Genomic DNA, 19,596 nt, shown 5'->3' with positions numbered 1-19,596 from the left:
GGATTGCGTTGGCTGGTTATTCTGTTGTTTTGGGTGCGGGTGGAAGATAGCCCCCCATCGGTGCTGAACACTGTTCAACAGCGCCACCACCCAGCGGAGTCGACCATGCAAGCGATCAAACTCTACAACTTCCCACGTTCCGGCCACGCTCACCGCATAGAGCTGATGATGTCCCTGCTGCATTTGCCCACCGAGTTGGTATTTGTCGACTTGGCCAAGGGCGCGCACAAACAGCCGGATTTCCTCGCGCTCAATGCGTTTGGCCAGGTTCCGGTCATCGATGATCAAGGCGTGGTGCTGGCCGATTCCAACGCGATTCTGGTTTATTTGGCGCAAAAATATGGCGACGGACGTTGGCTGCCAACCGATCCGGTCGGGGCGGCCAAGGTTCAGCGCTGGTTGTCGATTGCCGCAGGGCCGATTGCCTTTGGCCCCGCCAGGGCGAGGCTGATCACGGTGTTTGGGGCGGCTTACAACGCTGAAGAAGTGATCGCTTATTCCCACACCGTGCTCAAAGTGATCGATCAGGAACTGGCCGCAACGCCTTATCTGGCTGGCACCGAGCCAACCATTGCCGACGTTTCTGCCTACAGCTATATCGCCCATGCGCCAGAAGGCAACGTGTCGCTGGAGGACTACGCGAACATCCGCGCCTGGCTGGCACGGATCGAAGCCTTGCCAGGGTTTGTCGGCATGCCGCGCACTCTGGTCGGTCTGCAAAAAACCGCCTGATGCTTACGGCCCGTCATTGTCGGGTTGTTCACACTGCGCCGATGGCGCAGGGGAGAAGTCGTTGTGGATCGTTCACCCTGGCACGCCGGCGAAAAACAATTGCAGGTTCATGTGGGCATTGCCGAGCGAATGGAGGTGCTCGGTCGTAAGGTGATTCGTCGCGAGATGCCGGATCAGCACCGCACGTTTTATGAGCAATTGCCGTTCATGCTGTACGGCGCGGTGGATGCCGACGGTAATCCCTGGGCCAGTATTCTTGAAGGGCCACCGGGTTTCGCTCACTCGCCAACGCCGGGTGCGCTGCAATTTAGCAGCCTGCCGGGGGCTGATGATCCGGCGCAATTAACGGAGGGCGCAGCGATTGGGCTGCTGGGGATCGAACTGCACACCCGGCGCCGCAATCGTCTCAACGGCCGAGTCGGCGCGATGACGGCGAGCGGCTTCGATGTGGCGGTTGAGCAGTCTTTCGGCAATTGCCCGCAATACATCCAATTGCGGCAGTTTCGCTCGGTGCCATTGGCGGAGCCGTCGACTCGCATCGCACAACACCTCAACGGGCTGGATGAAGCGGCCAAATCCCTGATCGCGGGAGCCGATACATTCTTTGTCGCCAGTTACGTCGACGTTGATGGCCAACGCTCGGTGGACGTTTCTCACCGCGGCGGCCAGGCCGGTTTCGTACAGGTAGAAGGCAATCGCCTGACCATTCCGGATTTCGCCGGCAACCTGTTTTTCAACACCTTGGGCAACCTGTTGCTCAATCCCCGGGCCGGTTTGCTGTTTATCGATTTCAATTCGGGAGACCTGCTGCACCTCAGCGGTCGCACCGAAGTCATTCTTGAAGGGCCGCAGATCGAGGCGTTTCAAGGGGCCGAGCGCTTGTGGACATTCGAGGTGGAACGCGTTGTGCGTCGGCCCGCCGCGCTTGCTCTGCGCTGGCGCTTCGACGGCGTGTCACCCACCAGTTTGCTCACTGGCACGTGGGAGCAGGCCAACGCCCGTCTGCAAGCCCAGGCCTTGGGCGATCGTTGGCGGCCGCTGCGGGTGGCGCGCATTAAAGAGGAAAGCCACAACATCCGCTCGATCTATCTGGAACCTGCCGACGGCGCGGGGTTGCCAGTGTTTCAGGCCGGGCAGCATTTGCCGCTGCGCTTCAACATTGCCGGCGAGGTGCACATCCGCACGTACAGCCTGTCGAGTGCGCCGTCGGATGATTTTTTCCGCATCAGTGTGAAGCGTGAAGGCTTGGTGTCTTCGCACCTGCATGAACAGGTGCGCGTCGGTGATCTGTTGGAGGCCCGTGCGCCTCAGGGGCATTTCACCGTGGCACCTGATGAGCGTCGGCCGCTGGTGCTTCTGGCGGCCGGTGTCGGCATCACGCCGTTGCTGTCGATGCTGCGCGAGGTGGTTTACCAGGGCCTGCGCACCCGCCGCATCCGGCCGACCTGGTTTTTCCAGAGTTCGCGCACGTTGGCCGATCAAGTGTTTCGTCCTGAGCTGGATCGTTTGCTCGAGGACACAGGGGATGCGGTCAGGGTGTTGCGTCTGGTGAGTCAGCCGGAAGCCGGGGCCTTGGAGGGTGAGGATTTTGACCTGACAGGGCGGATCGACACTGCGTTGCTCAAGACCCTCCTTGAAGTGGAGGACTACGATCAGCTGGATTTTGTCCTATGCGGTCCGGGCAGTTTTACCCAAGGGCTGTACGACGGCCTGCGGGAACTGCACATCCGTGATGCAAGGATTCACGCCGAAACCTTCGGCCCCTCGACCTTGCGCCGAGTGCCGGACCCCGACTCGGTGGTCATCGAGCAACCGCCCGCTGCTACCACCTCGGTGCCGGTGGTGTTTCAGCGCTCGGCTAAAGAGGCGCGCTGGCAACCGGACGGTGGCAGTTTGCTGGAGTTGGCGGAAAGCCGTGGATTGCGCCCGGAATTCAGCTGTCGCGGCGGTTCCTGCGGGACCTGCAAGACCCGGCTGATCAGCGGGCAGGTGAATTATCCACAGCCGCCAGCCGAAGTGCCGGACGACGGACAGGTGCTGATTTGCTGTGCGATTCCGGCGCAGGGATCGCAACCTTTGGTATTGGATATTTGATGATTCAGCACCGGTGATCATTGCCCGCAAGCCACTGGCTAAGTAGGGTAGCGAGCAGAGCGAAAAAGGGCCTTGAGAGGCCCTTTCTGCATTTCAGGGATAAGACTTTTGATGGTTTTTTTCATTCGCATGATCGGTTTGCTGGCGATGATGGCGTTGCTCAGCGGTTGCGAACGACAGGACGCGCCACCGCTTGATCAGCAACTTTACGTCTGGCAACGGCAATGGACACCGGCCCACGAATCAGCGCTGAGGGACAGCCGCGCTGACTTTTCCACCCTGCGGGTGCTGGCCTTGCAGGCATTCCCCGAGGCGGGTTGGAGCCGGGCGCGGATTGACCCGGCGCTGCTCAAACGCGATGGGCGACCACTGATCGCGGTGATTCGTCTTGATGGCCAACTCAAGTCGCTGGATCGGGACGTAGTCACCGCGCAGATCCGGCAAGTCCTCGGCGATTGGCAAGGGCAGGGGTTGAATCTCTCCGGCGTGGAAATCGACCACGATGCCGGTAATGCTCGGCTACCGGCCTACCGCGAATTTCTTATGCACCTGCGCGCAGTTCTGCCTGCCTCTCTGCCGTTGAGCATTACCGCGTTGCCGGCCTGGCTCGACAGCCCCGAGTTGCCGGCATTGTTATCCACAGTCGACAGCAGCGTGTTGCAGGTACACGCGGTGAGCGATCCGCGTCTTGGCTTGTTCGACGCGGATCAGGCTAGGCAATGGACCAAGGCCTGGAGCCGCATCGCTGCCAAACCTTTCTATCTGGCGCTGCCGGCTTATGGCGTGGCGTTGTTTCCGGGAGAGGGCAGTGCGCCGGTAGTGGAAAGCGAAGTGCCGATAGAACGAGGCGGCAAGCGCCGGGAATTGCTGGCCGACCCGCAGCAACTGAGTCGGCTCGCGACCGAGTTGCGCAACGATCCGCCCGCTCATCTTGCAGGACTGATCTGGTTTCGTTTGCCGCTGGCGAGCGACCGCCGGGCCTGGAGCCTGACGACCCTGGGCGCCGTGGCGCGCGGCGATGCCCTCGACAGTCGACTGGCGTTGAAACTCTCGGTGCAGAACGATCTCTACGACATCAGCCTCAGCAATCAGGGCAACCTCGACAGCGCCTGGCCCGAACGCCTGACTCTCGCGGTGCAGGGCTGTGACGGTGCCGATGCGCTGGCCGGTTATGCATTGCAACAGCGGCCGGATCTGCTTACCTTCACCCGCCTGCGCGACGGTCGAATACCGGCGGGCGGGCAGCGCGCCATGGGTTGGGCTCGTTGCGCGCATATTGATCAAGGAGGTTCGAATGTTGACCCGTAACTGGCCCCGCCATCTGCTTTGCCTGAGCCTCAGCCTGCCGCTGGGTTCGGCACTGGCCTGTGGGCCGGATTTCCCGATGCGTCTGCTGGACAACCGCGGTCAGTCGCTGGCGGAACTGCCGGAAGGAAATTTCAGGTTTGAAATCAGTCGCCTCGGGCATGCGGTCGCCGGGCTGAAGAACGTCAGCGAAACTGCCTATAACATGGAGGCGCCCGACTACGCAGAACAGCGGGATAAGGCTGAGCAATCCGGTTTGACGGCTGAGCAGCAAGCGCGGGTGAAACAGTTGCGCAGCCTGACCGATGCGCAGGAGGTCGAGAGTCAGGGCGCGAGCCTTCCGCCGGAGCTCAAGCTCTATCTGGCCGGCGCTGTGGCATTCAATGCCGGCGATCATGGACTGGCCGCCGAGTACTTCCAAAAGGTGCTGGCACTGCCGGCGGATCAACGGGTGTTGCGCAGCACGTGGGCGGCTTATTCGCTAGGTCGGGCGCTGTTTGCCATGAGTTCCGAAGCGGACGCTGGCCCTGACGTGTTGGCTCAATCGGCAAAGGCCTTCGAGCAGGCCCGTCAACTGAGCATCGACGGCTTCAGTGACCCTCTGGAGCTGGGCGTCGCCAGCCTCGGCGAAGAAGCCCGCGTCGCCCGCACGGCCGGCGACTGGAACCGCGCTATCGAACTTTATGCCACGCAAAACCTGCAGGGTTCGGCGGTGGGTTACACCTCGCTGAAACTGCTGGTAGCCGACCTCGCGGCACTGCCGGAGGATCAACTGGCCGTGTTGCTCGAGGGCAAACCAGTGCAGCAACTGGTGACCGCGTCGTTGATCAGCCGACTGGGCTGGTCATTCGGTGATCAACCGCCGAACGAATTGAAACTGATCAAACTGCTGCAAAACAGCACCCGCGGCAGCCTCGATAACGCGGATCGCCTGGCGGCGGTGAATTATCAACAGGGTGATTACGCCAGCGCCAAGGCGTTCCTCGAACACGCCGGTGATGGCGGACTGGCGTGGTGGCTGCGGGCCAAACTGGCCGTGCGCGATGGCGATAAAAACGCGGCTGCCGCGGCATACGCCAAGGCTGCCCAGGCCTTCCCGCAGAATGAGTCGTGGGGCGAGCGGCGCACGCCAGACTGGGACTTCGAAACGCTTCAGCCCAAGTGCCGGGTCGAGGGTGAAAGCGCGATCCTGGCGTTGCAACGCGGGGATTACCTGCAAGCGTTCGATCAGCTTTATCGCAGTAAGGATATCTACTGGTTCGACGCCGCCACGGTCGCCGAGCGGGTGTTGACCGTCGATGAGCTCAAGCAATACGTCGACACTCAAGTGCCGGCACCGCCCCCTCTGACTCAGCAGGATCGCGACAACTATGTGCAGTTACCGGTGGCGGCGAAACTGCGCAATTTGCTCGGGCGGCGCTTACTGCGCGAAGAGCGGTACGACGAGGCACCGGCGTACTTCGAGAACGTCGAGTTGCAACACAAGGCTACGTGGTACGGGCAGTGGCGCCACGACGCCGAATCCAAATGGTGGCCGACCAAACGGGCATTCGCTTATTACCAAGCAGCGACACTGGCGCGTTTCGACGGAATGGAGTTGTTGGGCTACGAGATGTCCCCGGATTACGCGACCTTCGGTGGTAATTACAGTCTCGAAAACAGCGAACTCAAGGTCGGTTCATTAGTGGCTGAAGGTGAAGTCAAACGTCAGCTGGCAAGCGCAGCCCTGCCCGATCAGCGCTACCACTATCGTTTTGTCGCCACCGCATTAGCCAGTCGCGCAGCGGACAATTTGCCGCATTCCAGTGCGGCCTTTGCGGCAGTGCTGTGTGATGCGGCGGGGTGGAACAGCAGCCTTGAAGAAGAAAGCGCCTTCTACCAACGCTATGTCAAAGAAGGGCCGTACGTGTATTGGGCAGTGAACTTCGGTCTCCATTGTCCCTATCCTGATTTCCAGAACGCTGACAAACGTTATGTAACCCAGGCATTGGACCCTGTTCGCTCGGCCTTGCGACCTTACAAAAAATGGCTGCAAGCGGGCGGCGTTGTTGTGTTTACAGCGGTAGCGCTGGTGCTGATCAATCGCCGCAAGCGCAAGGCGCTGGCGTAATCAGGCTTGTTGCACAAAGGTCAGCCGCACGGCGAAGCCGATCAACAAGCTGCCGAACAGCCACTGCTGCACGCGCTGGGCTGAAGGACTGCGTTGCAGCCAACGGCCCAGCGCTGCGCCGGTCAGTGCGTAAGCACTGTCGAACAGCAAACCGACACCGACCAGCACAATCCCGAGGGTCGCAAATTGCGCGAGCACCGGTCCGTCGTGTGGATCGATGAATTGTGGCAGCAGCACCGAACAGAACAGCAAGGCTTTGGGGTTGAGCAGGTTAGTCAGCAAACCGCGCTGGATCGCTGCGCGCCAGCGAGGTTTCTCGGTGGTGGCGTCTGCTCCGTGCAAATTCGGCAGCATAGTGGTTCGCAGGCATTGAATGCCGATCCACAGCAGATAGGCGGCCCCGGCCAGGCGTACCACGTCGAACGTCCAGGGCGCAGCCTTGAACAGTGCCGCCAACCCCAACGCTGCCAAGGCCACATGGCAACCGCGGGCAATGCCCAGACCCACCGCAGTGGCCAACGCCGCGCCTTTGCCCTGACGAGCGCCGGTCTGCAACAGCAGGATCATGTCCGGGCCCGGCAACAGATAGACCACCGCCAGCGCCATGAAAAACACCCAGAGTCCTGCCACGTTGCACCCCCTTCGTTGTCGATTCGGTACGGCCAGTCTATGGGCGAAGGGCGGGGCAGGTGGTTGCGTAGTTCGCTTCTAAAATGCTTGTGGTTGGCATAACCTGCCACTCAATTGCAGGAAAACCATCAGGATCTGCCAAATCATGAAACTCGACGCCTATGACCGCAAGATTCTCGCAGCCCTGCAACGGGACGGTCGCCTGAGCAATGTGCAACTGGCTGACGAGATCGGCCTGTCCGCCTCGCCTTGTTTGCGCCGGGTACGGATGCTTGAAGAAGCCGGGGTCATACGCGGTTACCAGGCCAATCTGGATCGCGACGAAGTGGGGCTTGGGCTGACGGTGTTTGTCGGGGTCAAGGTCGAACGGCACAACGATGAACAGGCCGAAGCCTTTCGCCTGGCCGTGACCGCGTTGCCCGAGGTGATTTCGGCTTTTCTGGTGTCAGGGGAATCGGATTTTCTGCTGCAAGTGGTGGTGCCGGACCTGCGCGCCTATGACCGTTTTCTCACGGGGCGGTTGCTGAAGTTGCCGGGCGTGAGCGACATCCGCAGCAACTTTGCGATTCATACGGTGAAGACCCCGGGGGCGTTGCCGCTGGAACATTTACCCGCGAACTAAGATCGTTCCCACGCTCTGCGTGGGAATGCCTCAACGGACGCTCCGCGTTCGGCTTCGGAAGGGACGCGGAGCGCCCCGGGCTGCATTCCCACGCAGAGCGTGGGAACGATCAGGGGCAACACCATTACATCTGCGTCGCCATCCCCTCCACATTCATCGCCGCCTGGCGCAAGGCCTCGGAGCGGGTCGGGTGTGGATGGCAGGTCAGGGCGATGTCTTCGGCAGAAGCGCTGAACTCCATGGCTACGCAATATTCGCCAATCATTTCACTGACGCTTGGACCCACCAGGTGCACGCCGAGAATCTCGTCGGTGCGCTCATCGGCCAGCACTTTGGCGAAGCCTTCGGTTTCGTGATTGATCTTGGCCCGGCTGTTGGCGGTGAAGGGAAACTTGCCGACCTTGTAGGCGCGACCTTCGGCCTTGAGCTGTTCTTCGGTCTTGCCGACGCTAGCCAGCTCGGGTTTGGTGTAGATCACATTGGGGATCAGGTCGTAGTTGACCTCGGCCGCCTTGCCGACAATCTGCTCGATGCAGACCATGGCCTCGTCTTCGGCCTTGTGGGCGAGCATCGGCCCGGACGTGACGTCGCCAATCACCCAGACACCAGCCGCTTCAGTGCGATGGCGCTTGTTGGCGAGCATGCCGCGTTTATCCGTGGCGAGGCCAACGTTCTCCAGCCCCAGGCCTTGGGTGTAAGGCCGGCGTCCGATGGATACCAGCACGTAGTCCGCTTCAATCGTTTCGGCCGTGCCACCAGCCGCGGGCTCGACGCTGAGCTGAACGCCGGTCGCCGAGGGTGTGGCGCTGGTGACTTTGCAACTCAATTTGAAGTCGATGCCCTGCTTGCTCAACGAACGTTGCAGGGTTTTGCCGGCTTCACTGTCCACACCGGGGCAGATCCGGTCGAGAAACTCGATTACCGTCACCTGAGCGCCCAGACGCCGCCACACCGAACCCAGCTCCAGACCGATCACTCCAGCGCCGATCACCACCAGATGCTTGGGCACTTCAGCCAGCGACAGTGCGCCCGTCGAATCGAGGATGCGTTTGTTGTCGATGTCTACGCCGGGCAGGGGAGTGGGCTCGGAGCCGGTGGCGATGATGATGTTCTTCGCGGTCAGTTCGGTCTTGCCGCCCTGGTTGTCGGTCACCGTGACTTTGCCGGGCCCGTCGATGTGGCCCCAGCCCCTGATCCAGTGGACTTTGTTTTTGCGAAACAGAAACTCGATGCCCTTGGTCAACCCGGCAACGCTTTCATCCTTTTGTTTCATCATCTGCGCGAGGTTGAGTGTGGGTTTGACTTCGATCCCCAGGTTGGCGAATTCCGCGCCCATGGCAGCGTCGTAGAGTTCGGAAGCATGCAGCAACGCTTTTGACGGCATGCACCCGACGTTCAGGCAGGTGCCGCCGAGCGTGGCGCGTCCTTCTATGCAGGCTGCTCTGAGGCCCAACTGACCGGCGCGGATCGCCGCGTTATAACCGCCGGGGCCTCCGCCCAGAATCACGACGTCATAGATGCTCATGGTGTACTCCTGGAGTGAATCGGATCGGAATGGGTAACCGTAGTTCCTGGATAAAATTACGAGCGTAATATGTGCGTTGCGCGGCAGTTCGGTCAAGGCTTCAGCCAAGCGACAGGTTGAGCGCTTTTAGATGCAGCATTTAAGAACGGAAATTTCACGGCTTTCGTTATATCGTAACGAATTGCGATATGAGCAACGATAACTGGGGTGGTATGCAAGTCGATCTCGATGTCGATGGGACGCAAGTAGCCGGGCTGCCGCGTTTCCAGCAGGCGGTTTTTCAAGGGCGGCGATTGCGTCAGTTCGCAATCGGTCTCGGCGCTCTGGCGGTAATTGGTTGGTTGCTGGCGTTTTTTGTTGGGTTGTTTGCGCCACAGTCCCTGTGGCCCGCGTTGCTGGTCAATCAGAGCGCCGGTTTGCTGGTGCTGGTCGCCGGTTTGCAATCGGCCTGGTGGGTGACGCAGTGGCGTGCGCGGGCATTGAACCCAGTGGTGCAGGTTGTCGTTGCTGACGAAGTCGTTGCCCCGGTGGGTTGGTACGAACGGCTGCTGGATAGGCTCAGCCAGCGATGGTTGCGAATGCTGGTGCAGATCGGCGCGCCGACACTGTGGCTCGCGGGTTGGTCGCTGTTGACGTTGGTGAGCATCGAACAGGTCTGGAACCTTGCACTGCCGCCAGCCGCACTGGGAGTGTCGGCCAGTGTCGGTGCAGCGCTGTCCTTGTTGCTGGCTTTCGGTTTGTTGGTGTTGGAGCGACAACTGGCACAGGAAAACGCCGCCCAGTGGCCCGAAGCAGCGTCGCTGGCGCAGCTGACTCGAGTGGCGATCATTGGTCTGGTGCTCAGCGCTTTGTGCCTGTTGCTTGGGAGCGAAACCTCGGTCTGGCCGGTGCGTCTGGCGGTACTGATGGGTTTGCTACCAGGGTTGGTCGCCGCCGAGCTGCTGCTGCGCGCGATGCTGTCATTGTTCAGCCCGCAGCGCGAACAACTCGAACCGGCGTTGCTGGCGCGCAGCTTCGTCGCCGACATGCTGCGCTGGCCGCCGCAACCTTTGCTGGCATTGCAGCACGAATTGCACAACCGCTTCGGCATCGACCTGCGACAGATCTGGGCTTTCACCTACATGCGTCGGGCTTTTTTGCCGGTGCTGGCCGTGGTTTCGATAGTGGGCTGGTCACTTACCGGCATTCACGAAATCCCCATGCAAGGGCGGGGCATCTACGAGCGATTCGGCAAACCGGTGGAGGTGTTCGGTCCCGGTTTGCACGCAGGTTTGCCTTGGCCGTTGGGCCGAGTGTTGAGCGTCGAGAACGGTGTGGTCCACGAGTTGGCCACCAGTGTGGGCGACACACCGGCGCCGGTCGTGGCCGATCCCGCTGAAGGCCCGGCGCCCGCGATTGCCAATCGCTTGTGGGACGCGAGCCATGTGAATGACAAATCCCAGGTTATCGCCAGCAGTCGAGCCGACAAGCAGAGCTTCCAGATCGTCAACATGGACGTGCGTTTCGTCTACCGCATCGGCCTGAGCGATCAAGCGGCGTTGGCGGCGACCTACAACAGTGCCGATGTCCCGACGCTGATTCGCAGCACCGCCAGCCGGATTCTGGTCCACGATTTCGCCTCGCGTACCCTCGACGGTTTGCTCGGCGCGGACAGGGTCGGGCTCGCCGAAGAGATTGGCCGGGCGGTACAGGCTGACCTGCACAAACTCGACAGCGGCGTGGAAATTCTCGCCACCGTGGTCGAGGCGATTCATCCGCCGGCCCGTGCCGCCAATGCTTATCACGGCGTCCAGGCTGCGCAGATTGGCGCCCAGGCATTGATTTCCCGCGAGCGTGGGGCGGCGGCGCAAGCCACCAACCAGGCGCAATTGCAGGCCAGCATCGCTCGCGATCAAGCGACGGCCAGCGCACGTGAAATCAACGCCACCGCCCAAGCGGCTGACCTGAAATTCAGTGCCGAGCAAAAAGCCTACGCCAGCGCCGGCCAGGCCTTCGTGCTGGAGCAGTACTTGAGTCAACTGTCCCAGGGCTTGGCCAATGCCAAATCGCTGGTGCTCGATCATCGCCTGGGCGGCAGCAGTAACGCGCCGACCATTGACCTCCGTACCTTCACGCTGCCGGCTGATCCGGCGCCGGCGCGTAAAACCGCTCAGCCAGGAGCTGCCAATTGAGCCAGTCGCACACTCACGATCACGATGACCACACTGGCCACGATCACGGTCATGGCGGACATCATCACGGCCATCACCACCACGGTGATCCCCAGGAAGCGGGCCCGTTCCCATGGCGGCGAATGGGCTGGGCAGCGTTGCTGGTGGCGTTCGCCATCGCGGCGGCGAGCCTGGTTCAAGTGCGTTCGGGGGAGGCCACGGTGATCACGCGTTTCGGTAATCCGTCGCGGGTATTGCTGGAACCAGGTCTTGGCTGGCGCTGGCCTGCTCCTTTTGAAGCGGCGATTCCTGTCGATCTGCGACTGCGCACGACCTCGAGTGGTTTACAGGACGTGGGTACGCGGGACGGTTTGCGCATCATCGTTCAGGCTTATGTGGCCTGGCAGGTTCAGGGCGATCCGGACAACGTGCAACGCTTCATGCGCGCCGTACAGAATCAGCCAGACGAAGCCGCGCGGCAGATTCGCACGTTTGTGGGGTCGGCGCTGGAAACCACGGCCAGCAGTTTTGATCTGGCTAACCTGGTGAACACTGACGCCAACCAAGTACGCATCGCTGACTTTGAAGCGCAGTTGCGTCAGCAAATCGATCAGCAGCTACTCACCACTTACGGCGTGCGGGTGCTGCAAGTCGGCATCGAGCGTCTGACCTTGCCGTCGGTAACCCTCACCGCTACGGTTGATCGCATGCGTGCCGAGCGTGAAACAATCGCCACCGAACGCACAGCCATCGGCAAGCGCGAAGCGGCGCAAATCCGTTCTGCCGCCGAGCGTGATGCACGAATCGTACAAGCCGATGCGACGGTGAAAGCGGCCGATATTGAAGCGCAATCGCGCGTCGAAGCCGCACAAATTTACGGTCGTGCCTACGCCGGATCGCCACAGCTCTACAACCTGCTGCGCTCCCTCGACACACTAGGCACGATCGTCACGCCCGGCACAAAACTGATTCTGCGCACGGACGCCGCGCCGTTCCGGGTGTTGGTTGACGGTCCGCCGACCCTCGATAACAAGTCCGGGTCGCAGCCATGAAATTAGTTCCACGTGGAACAAACGAGTTAAGCAGTCCCTGGATTCAGGCGGGGCGATTGGCTTTTTTGGCTCTTTATGCCGTGACAGTGCTGGCCGCTTTGGTGTGGGCATTTTCCAATGTGCGGCAGATTGATCCGCAAAATCGCGCGGTGGTTTTGCACTTCGGCGCACTGGATCGCATCCAGAATGCGGGTCTGCTATTGGCCTGGCCCCGTCCGTTTGAGCAGGTGATTTTGTTGCCCGCGGCGGATCGGGTGATGGAGCGTCGGGTGGAAAACCTGTTGCGCACCGATGCAGCATTGCAGGCAGACCGAGTGGCGAGTTTCGCCACACCGATCAGCGATGCACTCGCCGGCTCGGGATATCTGCTCACCGGTGACGCGGGCGTGGTGCAACTGGATGTGCGGGTTTTCTACAAAGTCACCGAGCCCTATGCCTTCGTCCTGCAAGGCGAACATGTGTTGCCGGCATTGGATCGATTGGTGACTCGCAGCGCGGTGACCCTCACTGCCGCACGAGATCTGGACACCATTCTGGTGGCGCGCCCAGAACTCATCGGTGCGGATAAACAGGCTGCCGAACGGCGCGAACGGCTACGCGGTGATCTGGTGCAAGGCATCAATCGGCGCCTGGCTGACCTGACCGCGACCGGGCAGGGGTTAGGCATTGAAGTGGCACGAGTCGACGTGCAATCGAGTCTGCCCGGGCCCGCGGTCAACGCTTTCAACGCTGTTCTGACCGCCAGTCAACAAGCCGACAAAGCCGTGGCCAATGCTCGCACCGAAGCGGAGAAACTGACTCAGACCGCCAACGAACAAGCCGATCGCACGCTGCAAGTCGCTCACGCCCAAGCGAGCGAACGGCTGGCCAAAGCCTCGGCGGACACGGCCACGGTGTTGAGCCTGGCCAAGGCGCAACAACAAGGGACCGACCCGCAAATGCTGCTGCGCATCTATCGCGAGCGGATGCCGAAGATTCTCGGTCAGGCCGGTTCGGTGACCACGGTCAATCCGAAAGACGATTCCCGCCTGATCATTCAGGGAGCTGCACAATGACCACCCCAACCGCCGCCGCACCGAGCATGTTGTCCTCGGCTGAACAACGCAGCGCCGCCCGCCAGTTGACCTTGGCCATGCTCGCACTTGGCCTGCTCGCGCTCGGCCTGACCTGGCGCTGGTTGTCGCCGGAGCAGACGGGCGTCAGTCAATTGCTGCTGGGCTTTGCTTCGTTATTGGTCGCCGTGCCCGTGATGCGTTCAGCCTGGTACAGCCTGCGTTACCCGAGCCTGCACGGGATCACTGATCAGTTGATCGCCCTGGCGATGCTCGGGGCGTGGGCCACGGGTGATCTGCTGACCGCGGCGTTGCTGCCGATCATCATGATCTTCGGTCACGTGCTGGAAGAGCGCAGCGTGATCGGCTCGCAGGAGGCGATTCGCGCCCTCGGCAAACTGACGCGCAGCCACGCGCGCAAAGTTCAGGCCGATGGCTCTATCGTCGAAGTCGATAACGGCACACTCAAGGCGGGCGACCTGGTCGAGGTGCGCGCAGGTGATCGAGTGCCGGCGGATGGTCGGGTGTTGTCGGGTCAGGCGAGCCTGGACACCGCTTCGATTACTGGCGAATCGGTGCCGATGGAGGCGGGCGTCGGCATGCAAGTCTTCGGCGGCGCGATCAACCTCGACGGTCTGCTGCGCATCGAGGTGACTCGCACCGGCAATGAGTCGACCCTCGGCAAAGTCATCGCGCTGATGCAAAGTGCCGAGCGTTCCAAACCACCGATCACGCGTTTGCTGGAACGCTACGCCGGCAGCTACATGGTGCTGGTGTTGCTGCTGGCCGCCGTGACCTGGTTCGTCACTAACGATGCCCAGGCCATGCTCGCCGTGTTAGTGGCGGCCTGTCCTTGCGCGCTGGTGTTGTCGGCACCCGCCACGGCGATTGCCGGGGTGGCGGTGGCCGCTCGGCACGGGATTCTGATTCGCAGCTCCGCGTTCCTCGAAGAGTTGGCAGACCTGACGTCACTGGTGGTCGACAAGACCGGAACCCTGACCTTTGGCACCTTGCGTTTGCAATCCATCGACAGTCCGCTCGAGGATCGCAGTCACGTCCTTAAACTCGCTGCCAGCCTCGGTTCAGCCAGCAGTCATCCGGTCAGCCGCGCGCTCGCCGGGTTGGTCACCCAGGAACATTTCCTGCTGCTCTCCGACATCCACGAGCGTCAGGGGTTGGGCGTGGTGGCGATGACGGAGCAGGGCGAGGCGGCGCTCGGTCGTCCGGAGTTATTCGCGCAATTGGGTATCGCCACTTCAAATGTCCCCGACCACGATGGCCCGATTGCCGGACTGGCGCTCAACGGTGAATTCCTTGCCTGGTTGTTGTTGGCTGACAGCGTCAAACCCGAGGCTCGATTTGCCTTGAGCGAGCTACGTGAATTGGGGTTGGGCCGGCAGTTGCTGTTGACAGGTGATCGGCAAAGCGTCGCACACACCTTGGCGCGTAATGTCGGGATCAGCGACGTTGAAGCTCAAGCGTTGCCCGAGGACAAACTCAATCGCGTGCTGAAGGAAATCGGCAGCGGCTTCCGGCCGATGGTCGTGGGAGACGGGATCAACGATTCGCTGGCGCTCAAGGCCGGGGTGGTTGGCGTCGCCATGGGCGCAGGCGGGGCGGACATTGCGCTGGCTTCGGCCGACATCGTGCTGATCGGCAGCGACCTGCGTCGACTCGGCACGTGTGTGCGCTTGAGTCGCCAATGCCGGCACACCTTGCAGGTTAACGTGATCATCGGTCTGGGCTGGACGCTGGCGATTGTAGCTTTCGCCGCTTTCGGCTGGCTTGGCGCTGCGGGTGCGATGATTGCTGCGCTATTGCACAATTTCAGCACGCTGCTGGTGTTGGGGAACGCCGGGCGTTTACTGCGTTTTCAGGAACCCTTGCTCAAGCTTGAGGATGAGGATTGAGGCCGCCGGGTGAATGCTCTAAATAGCGCGATCCCGGGCGGTTTGAAGTTTTCAGAACTGTACGACGAATTCGTAGTCATCTACGTGAGGGCAATCACTTTTGTGAATTCGCGACGGTGGGTTCGAGCGTTACGAATCATGGAAAAGGGCGATCAATTCGTTAGCCAGCTATTTTTCAAGGATGGTCTACCCTCACATCAGACGGTCTGAAACTAGAGGGACTCTCCATGCTCGCGCACCTTCCTCCGGCCTTACAGAATCTGCAGCTACCGTTACGCCTGCGACTCTGGGACGGCCATGAATTCAATCTGGGGCCGACGCCCAGCGTCACTATTGTGGTCAAGGACCCACAAATGGTTACCCAGTTCACTCACCCAAGCCTGGACGCGCTCGGAGCGGCGTTTGTCGAAGGTAAACTTGAGCTGGAAGGCTCCATCAGCGACGTGATTCGCGTCTGCGATGAATGGAGCCAGGCGCTGGTGAGCGAGGACGACGACAGTCAGCCGGTGCGCACCGTTCACGACAAGGAAACCGACGCCAAGGCGATTTCCTACCACTACGACCTATCCAACGCGTTTTATCAGCTATGGCTCGACAGTGACATGGCGTATTCCTGCGCCTATTTCGAGACCGGCAGCGAAACGCTGGAACAAGCCCAGCAAGCCAAATTCCGCCACCTGTGCCGCAAGCTGCGGCTGCAACCGGGGGAATATCTGCTGGATGTCGGCTGCGGTTGGGGCGGGCTGGCACGCTATGCCGCCCGGGAGTTTGGCGCGAAGGTATTCGGGATCACGCTCAGTAAAGCGCAACTGGAACTCGCCCGTGAACGGGTGACCGCCGAAGGCCTGGACGACCTGATCGAACTGCAACTGTTGGACTACCGTGACCTGCCTCAGGACGGGCGCTTCGACAAAGTGGTCAGTGTCGGCATGTTCGAACACGTCGGCCACGCCAATCTGGCCGAGTACTGCAAGACCTTGTTCGGTGCGGTGAAGGAGGGTGGCCTGGTGATGAACCACGGGATCACCGCCAAACACATCGACGGCCGTCCGGTGGGGCGCGGTGCCGGCGAATTCATCGAGAAGTATGTGTTCCCCAATGGCGAGCTGCCGCACCTGTCGATGATCTCTGCCGAGATCAGCGAAGCTGGGCTGGAGATTGTCGACGTCGAAAGTCTGCGCCTGCATTACGCGCGTACGCTGGACCATTGGAGCGAACGCCTGGAAGACAATCTGGAAGCGGCTTCCAGGCTGGTGCCAGAGCAGGCGTTGCGGATCTGGCGGCTGTACCTGGCGGGATGCGCCTACGCATTCGCCAAGGGCTGGATCAATCTGCACCAGATTCTCGCGGTAAAAACCCACCCCGATGGCAGCCATGAACTGCCATGGACGCGAGACGATATCTACAACCCTTAAAGGATCGGGGAAATAAGCCGGGCGACCCGCATGCCGATTTGTTGCAGGCGGCGGGTCTCCCGGCTTTCTTCTTTGGCAATCTCGTGAGCCTGGGCGAAGTCATCGTTGAGCATCTGTTCTACTTCGGCGGCAAAGGCGCTGTCGACCGTCAACAACATCACTTCAAAATTCAGCCGGAACGAGCGGTTGTCCAGATTGGCACTGCCAATGGCGCTGATTTCGCTGTCGATCAACACCACTTTCTGATGCAGGAAGCCCGGCTCGTAGCGGAACACCCGCACACCGGCGCGCACGGCTTCGAAGGCATAAAGGCTGGAAGCGGCGTAGACGATTCGGTGGTCCGGTCGTGAGGGCAGGAGCAATCGCACATCGACACCGCGCAGAACAGCCAGCCGCAACGCAGCGAACACAGCTTCGTCAGGGATGAAATAGGGGCTGGTGATCCACACTCGTTCGGTGGCGGCGTGGATGGCTTCGACGAAGAATAACGAACAGGTTTCGTAGGAATCCGCCGGGCCGCTGGCGAGCAATTGGCAGAGCACGCCATCGTCCGGGTAAACGTCCGGCAGAATCAGCGGCGGCAATGAGCGGGCAGCCCAAAACCAGTCTTCGGCAAAAGATTCCTGCATGCAGGCCACCACTGGCCCGCGGACTTGCACATGGGTATCGCGCCACGGTGCCAGCGGAGGTTTCTCGCCCATGTATTCGTCGCCGACATTGTGCCCACCGACGAAACCCAGCACTCCATCGACCACCACAATCTTGCGGTGGTTGCGGAAGTTGACCTGGAAGCGGTTGAGCCAGCCACTGCGGGTGGCAAAGGCTTTGACTTCGACGCCGGCATCGCGCAGTGGCTGCACGTAACTGTGAGGCAGGGAATGGCTGCCGATGCGGTCGTACAACAAATAAACCGCCACGCCTTCGGCGGCTTTCTTCAGCAGCAAGGTTTGCAGGCGTTGCCCGAGGCGATCGTCGTGGATGATGAAAAACTGAATCAGTACCGCTTCCTTCGCGTTGCTGATGGCTTCAAATATGGCGTTGAAGGTGGCCTGGCCATCGATCAACAAACGCACTTCGTTGTTCGCCAGGCACGGCATCCGTCCCAGTTTCGGCATGGCCCTCAAGGACGCGTAGGCACTTGAGGCGCGAGCGGTCAGCGCCTCTTCTACCCAAGGACGCCAGTTGAGTTCGGAGATCGCCTTGCGCATTTCTTCGTTGGCCTGGCGCCGGGCCTTGATGTAGCCATCGAAGGTGCTGCGGCCGAAGACCAGATAGGGGATGAGCGTGAGGTAGGGAATAAACACCAACGACAGGGCCCAGGCGATTGATCCCTGGGCGGTCCGGACGGTGAGCACGGCGTGGAGGGCAGCGACCAGGCCCAGCGTGTGAAGCAGTGCAATCATGTAGCCGAAAATATGCGGTCCAAAGTAATCCATGGGGCATGCCTTGCTCCTGAAGATTCAATGCTTAACAGACCATGTTCCGTGCAGAATGTCGCTATTTAATTGGCCCATGAACCGAAGCCACTGGCTGACGTCTAACGGCCACAACTGATCAGGAGTTACTCGATGAACGTTCGTCTGCTGGGTTTGGCCATGGCTGTTGGTTTGTCACTTCCTGTGGCCGCTCAGGCGCAGATGTTGCAGCCCGGTTTGTGGGAAATGACCACAAGCAACATGAAGGTCGATGACCAGAACCTCCCGGATTTGCAGCTGATCCTTGGCCAGATACAGAGCCAGATGACCCCTCAGCAGCGCGCGCAGCTCGAAAAACAGGGCATCACCATGGGCGGTAAAGGGATTCGGGCGTGCTTGACGCCGGAACAGGTAAAGACCGACGACATTCCGCTGACCGATCCGCAGTCGGGCTGCAAGCAGGAAATCACCGACCGCACCGGTAATCAGTGGAAATTCCGCTTCAGCTGTCCGAAAGCGCAGGGCGCTGGCGTCGCCACTTTCCTTAGCGATCGTGAGTTCACTACCAAGGTTAACGGCACGTTCAACGCTACCGGTATTCAGCAGAAGGGTAGCCTCGAAAGCCGCGCCGTGTGGTTGGGGCAGGATTGCGGGACCGTCAAGCCGAGAGCTTAAAAACTCGTCAGCAGGCCCGCGCCCTACACGACCGTGTGGGAGCGGGCCTGATTCAACCACTCACACACCGTCTCAACGCTCATCCTTCCGAAATCCTCTCCAGCGCGACTGCGCACACTGACAAACTTACCTACTTTTTCTTTCTCCCCGATCACCAGCAGATACGGCACGTGCCGACTGTGCTCGCGAATTTTTTGGCGGACTTTCTCGTGACGCAGGTCCGCACGGGCGCGCACGCCACTTCTGCGCAATGCCTCGGTTACCGACTGCGCGTAATCCGCCTGACGTTGGTCCATGCTGACGATCATGACGTGTGGCGGTGTCCGCCAGTTATCAAGCTCTTGTTGGCAGGACCAGCACGTACCGTAAATCCGTTGCGGCAACGTACTGCTGATGTGATCGAGGGTGAACGCTTGCAGCACTCTGGTCGCGGGAACATGCGGGTCGGCAGTCGTAGATTCGACGTTCCCCAGGCGGTACAGCGGCGTCTTTTCTTGACGGCGAATCGAGTGATTGGTCGCCGCCAGCGTCTGCATACGGGCTTCGATTAGTGGCAGGTCTGTTCGCGTTAAGGGTTGCTCGGCAGATAACTCATGAAAGAACCCGTCGCCCAGCGCCGTTCCTGCGTGCAATTGCACCTGGGGATGGAGTTGTTTCACGGCCATGGCCAGCATCAGTACACAGGAGCGTCGCAGGATCTCCAGCCCGTCGGGCTCTTGAGGCGTGACGATGCTGACCCGGGCATCGGCTTCGATCATGTATTCACAGTCCACCAGGATGCCGTCTACCCGGCCGGCCACCGCCGCTTTCGCCAGTCCCGGTCCGATACTTGCGGCGAGCTCGTACACCGACAGTGGCTGGTCGTATTCACGCAGTGAACCATCGCTCAGGGTAATGTGGATCATGACG

15 protein-coding genes are annotated in these 19,596 nt (G+C 60.8%); 11 read left to right on the top strand and 4 right to left on the bottom strand.

The window, feature by feature from the left end:
- Positions 1–105: 105 nt before the first annotated feature.
- The 4 genes from BLW70_RS05165 (at position 106) to BLW70_RS05150 (ending at position 6,241) form a co-directional block, all read left to right on the top strand.
- Positions 106–732, top strand: a complete 627-nt coding sequence (locus BLW70_RS05165; RefSeq protein WP_074872195.1) for a glutathione S-transferase family protein — start codon at positions 106–108, stop codon at positions 730–732.
- Between the two features lie 63 nt (positions 733–795).
- Positions 796–2,826, top strand: a complete 2,031-nt coding sequence (locus BLW70_RS05160; protein ID WP_074872193.1) for a pyridoxamine 5'-phosphate oxidase family protein — start codon at positions 796–798, stop codon at positions 2,824–2,826.
- A 111-nt stretch (positions 2,827–2,937) separates the two neighbouring features.
- Positions 2,938–4,134, top strand: coding sequence for a DUF3142 domain-containing protein (locus BLW70_RS05155; protein ID WP_074872191.1), 1,197 nt, complete (start codon positions 2,938–2,940; stop codon positions 4,132–4,134).
- Positions 4,121–6,241, top strand: a complete 2,121-nt coding sequence (locus BLW70_RS05150; RefSeq protein WP_074872189.1) for a hypothetical protein — start codon at positions 4,121–4,123, stop codon at positions 6,239–6,241. The genes BLW70_RS05155 and BLW70_RS05150 overlap by 14 nt, the downstream gene beginning before the upstream one ends.
- Here BLW70_RS05150 and BLW70_RS05145 read toward each other — a convergent pair whose 3' ends face one another.
- Positions 6,242–6,871, bottom strand: coding sequence for a LysE family translocator (locus BLW70_RS05145; RefSeq protein WP_074872186.1), 630 nt, complete (start codon positions 6,869–6,871; stop codon positions 6,242–6,244).
- Between the two features lie 145 nt (positions 6,872–7,016).
- On the opposite strand from BLW70_RS05145, the gene BLW70_RS05140 reads away from it, so the two are divergent.
- Complete coding sequence (locus tag BLW70_RS05140; RefSeq protein ID WP_074872185.1) at positions 7,017–7,493, top strand: Lrp/AsnC family transcriptional regulator; 477 nt, start codon at positions 7,017–7,019, stop codon at positions 7,491–7,493.
- A 124-nt stretch (positions 7,494–7,617) separates the two neighbouring features.
- On the opposite strand, the gene lpdA is transcribed toward BLW70_RS05140, so the two are convergent.
- Positions 7,618–9,018: a dihydrolipoyl dehydrogenase gene (gene lpdA / locus BLW70_RS05135; RefSeq protein WP_074872183.1), complete on the bottom strand. Its 1,401-nt coding sequence runs from the start codon at positions 9,016–9,018 to the stop codon at positions 7,618–7,620.
- A 212-nt stretch (positions 9,019–9,230) separates the two neighbouring features.
- Between lpdA and hflK (BLW70_RS05130) the strand changes: the two genes are divergently transcribed.
- The 5 genes from hflK (BLW70_RS05130) (at position 9,231) to cfaB (ending at position 16,597) form a co-directional block, all read left to right on the top strand.
- Positions 9,231–11,189, top strand: a complete 1,959-nt coding sequence (gene hflK / locus BLW70_RS05130) for a protease modulator HflK (protein WP_074880416.1) — start codon at positions 9,231–9,233, stop codon at positions 11,187–11,189.
- Entirely contained in the window at positions 11,186–12,220 is a 1,035-nt protein-coding gene (hflC, locus tag BLW70_RS05125) for a protease modulator HflC (protein ID WP_074872182.1), read from the top strand. The genes hflK (BLW70_RS05130) and hflC overlap by 4 nt, the downstream gene beginning before the upstream one ends.
- On the top strand, positions 12,217–13,275 hold the full coding sequence (gene hflK / locus BLW70_RS05120) for a protease modulator HflK (protein WP_074872180.1): 1,059 nt from the start codon (positions 12,217–12,219) through the stop codon (positions 13,273–13,275). Before hflC ends, hflK (BLW70_RS05120) begins: the two co-directional genes overlap by 4 nt.
- Positions 13,272–15,182 carry a cation-translocating P-type ATPase gene (locus BLW70_RS05115; protein WP_074872179.1) on the top strand — a complete coding sequence of 637 codons (1,911 nt, stop codon included), beginning with the start codon at positions 13,272–13,274 and terminating at the stop codon, positions 15,180–15,182. Before hflK (BLW70_RS05120) ends, BLW70_RS05115 begins: the two co-directional genes overlap by 4 nt.
- 227 nt (positions 15,183–15,409) lie before the next feature.
- Complete coding sequence (cfaB, locus tag BLW70_RS05105) at positions 15,410–16,597, top strand: C17 cyclopropane fatty acid synthase CfaB (protein ID WP_074872175.1); 1,188 nt, start codon at positions 15,410–15,412, stop codon at positions 16,595–16,597.
- On the opposite strand, the gene cls is transcribed toward cfaB, so the two are convergent.
- A complete protein-coding gene (cls, locus tag BLW70_RS05100; RefSeq protein WP_074872173.1) occupies positions 16,594–18,033 on the bottom strand; it encodes a cardiolipin synthase in 1,440 nt (479 codons plus the stop codon). The two genes, cfaB and cls, sit on opposite strands and share 4 nt — an antisense overlap.
- 132 nt (positions 18,034–18,165) lie before the next feature.
- On the opposite strand from cls, the gene BLW70_RS05095 reads away from it, so the two are divergent.
- Complete coding sequence (locus tag BLW70_RS05095; protein ID WP_074872171.1) at positions 18,166–18,687, top strand: DUF3617 domain-containing protein; 522 nt, start codon at positions 18,166–18,168, stop codon at positions 18,685–18,687.
- A gap of 23 nt (positions 18,688–18,710) precedes the next feature.
- Here the strand turns inward: BLW70_RS05095 and BLW70_RS05090 are convergent, their stop codons facing one another.
- Complete coding sequence (locus tag BLW70_RS05090) at positions 18,711–19,592, bottom strand: His/Gly/Thr/Pro-type tRNA ligase C-terminal domain-containing protein (RefSeq protein ID WP_074872169.1); 882 nt, start codon at positions 19,590–19,592, stop codon at positions 18,711–18,713.
- Positions 19,593–19,596 lie beyond the last annotated feature (4 nt).

It is taken from the genome of Pseudomonas frederiksbergensis (assembly GCF_900105495.1).
Taxonomy (GTDB): Bacteria; Pseudomonadota; Gammaproteobacteria; order Pseudomonadales; family Pseudomonadaceae; genus Aquipseudomonas; species Aquipseudomonas frederiksbergensis.
This window is presented reverse-complemented; position numbering and strand designations above follow the sequence as displayed.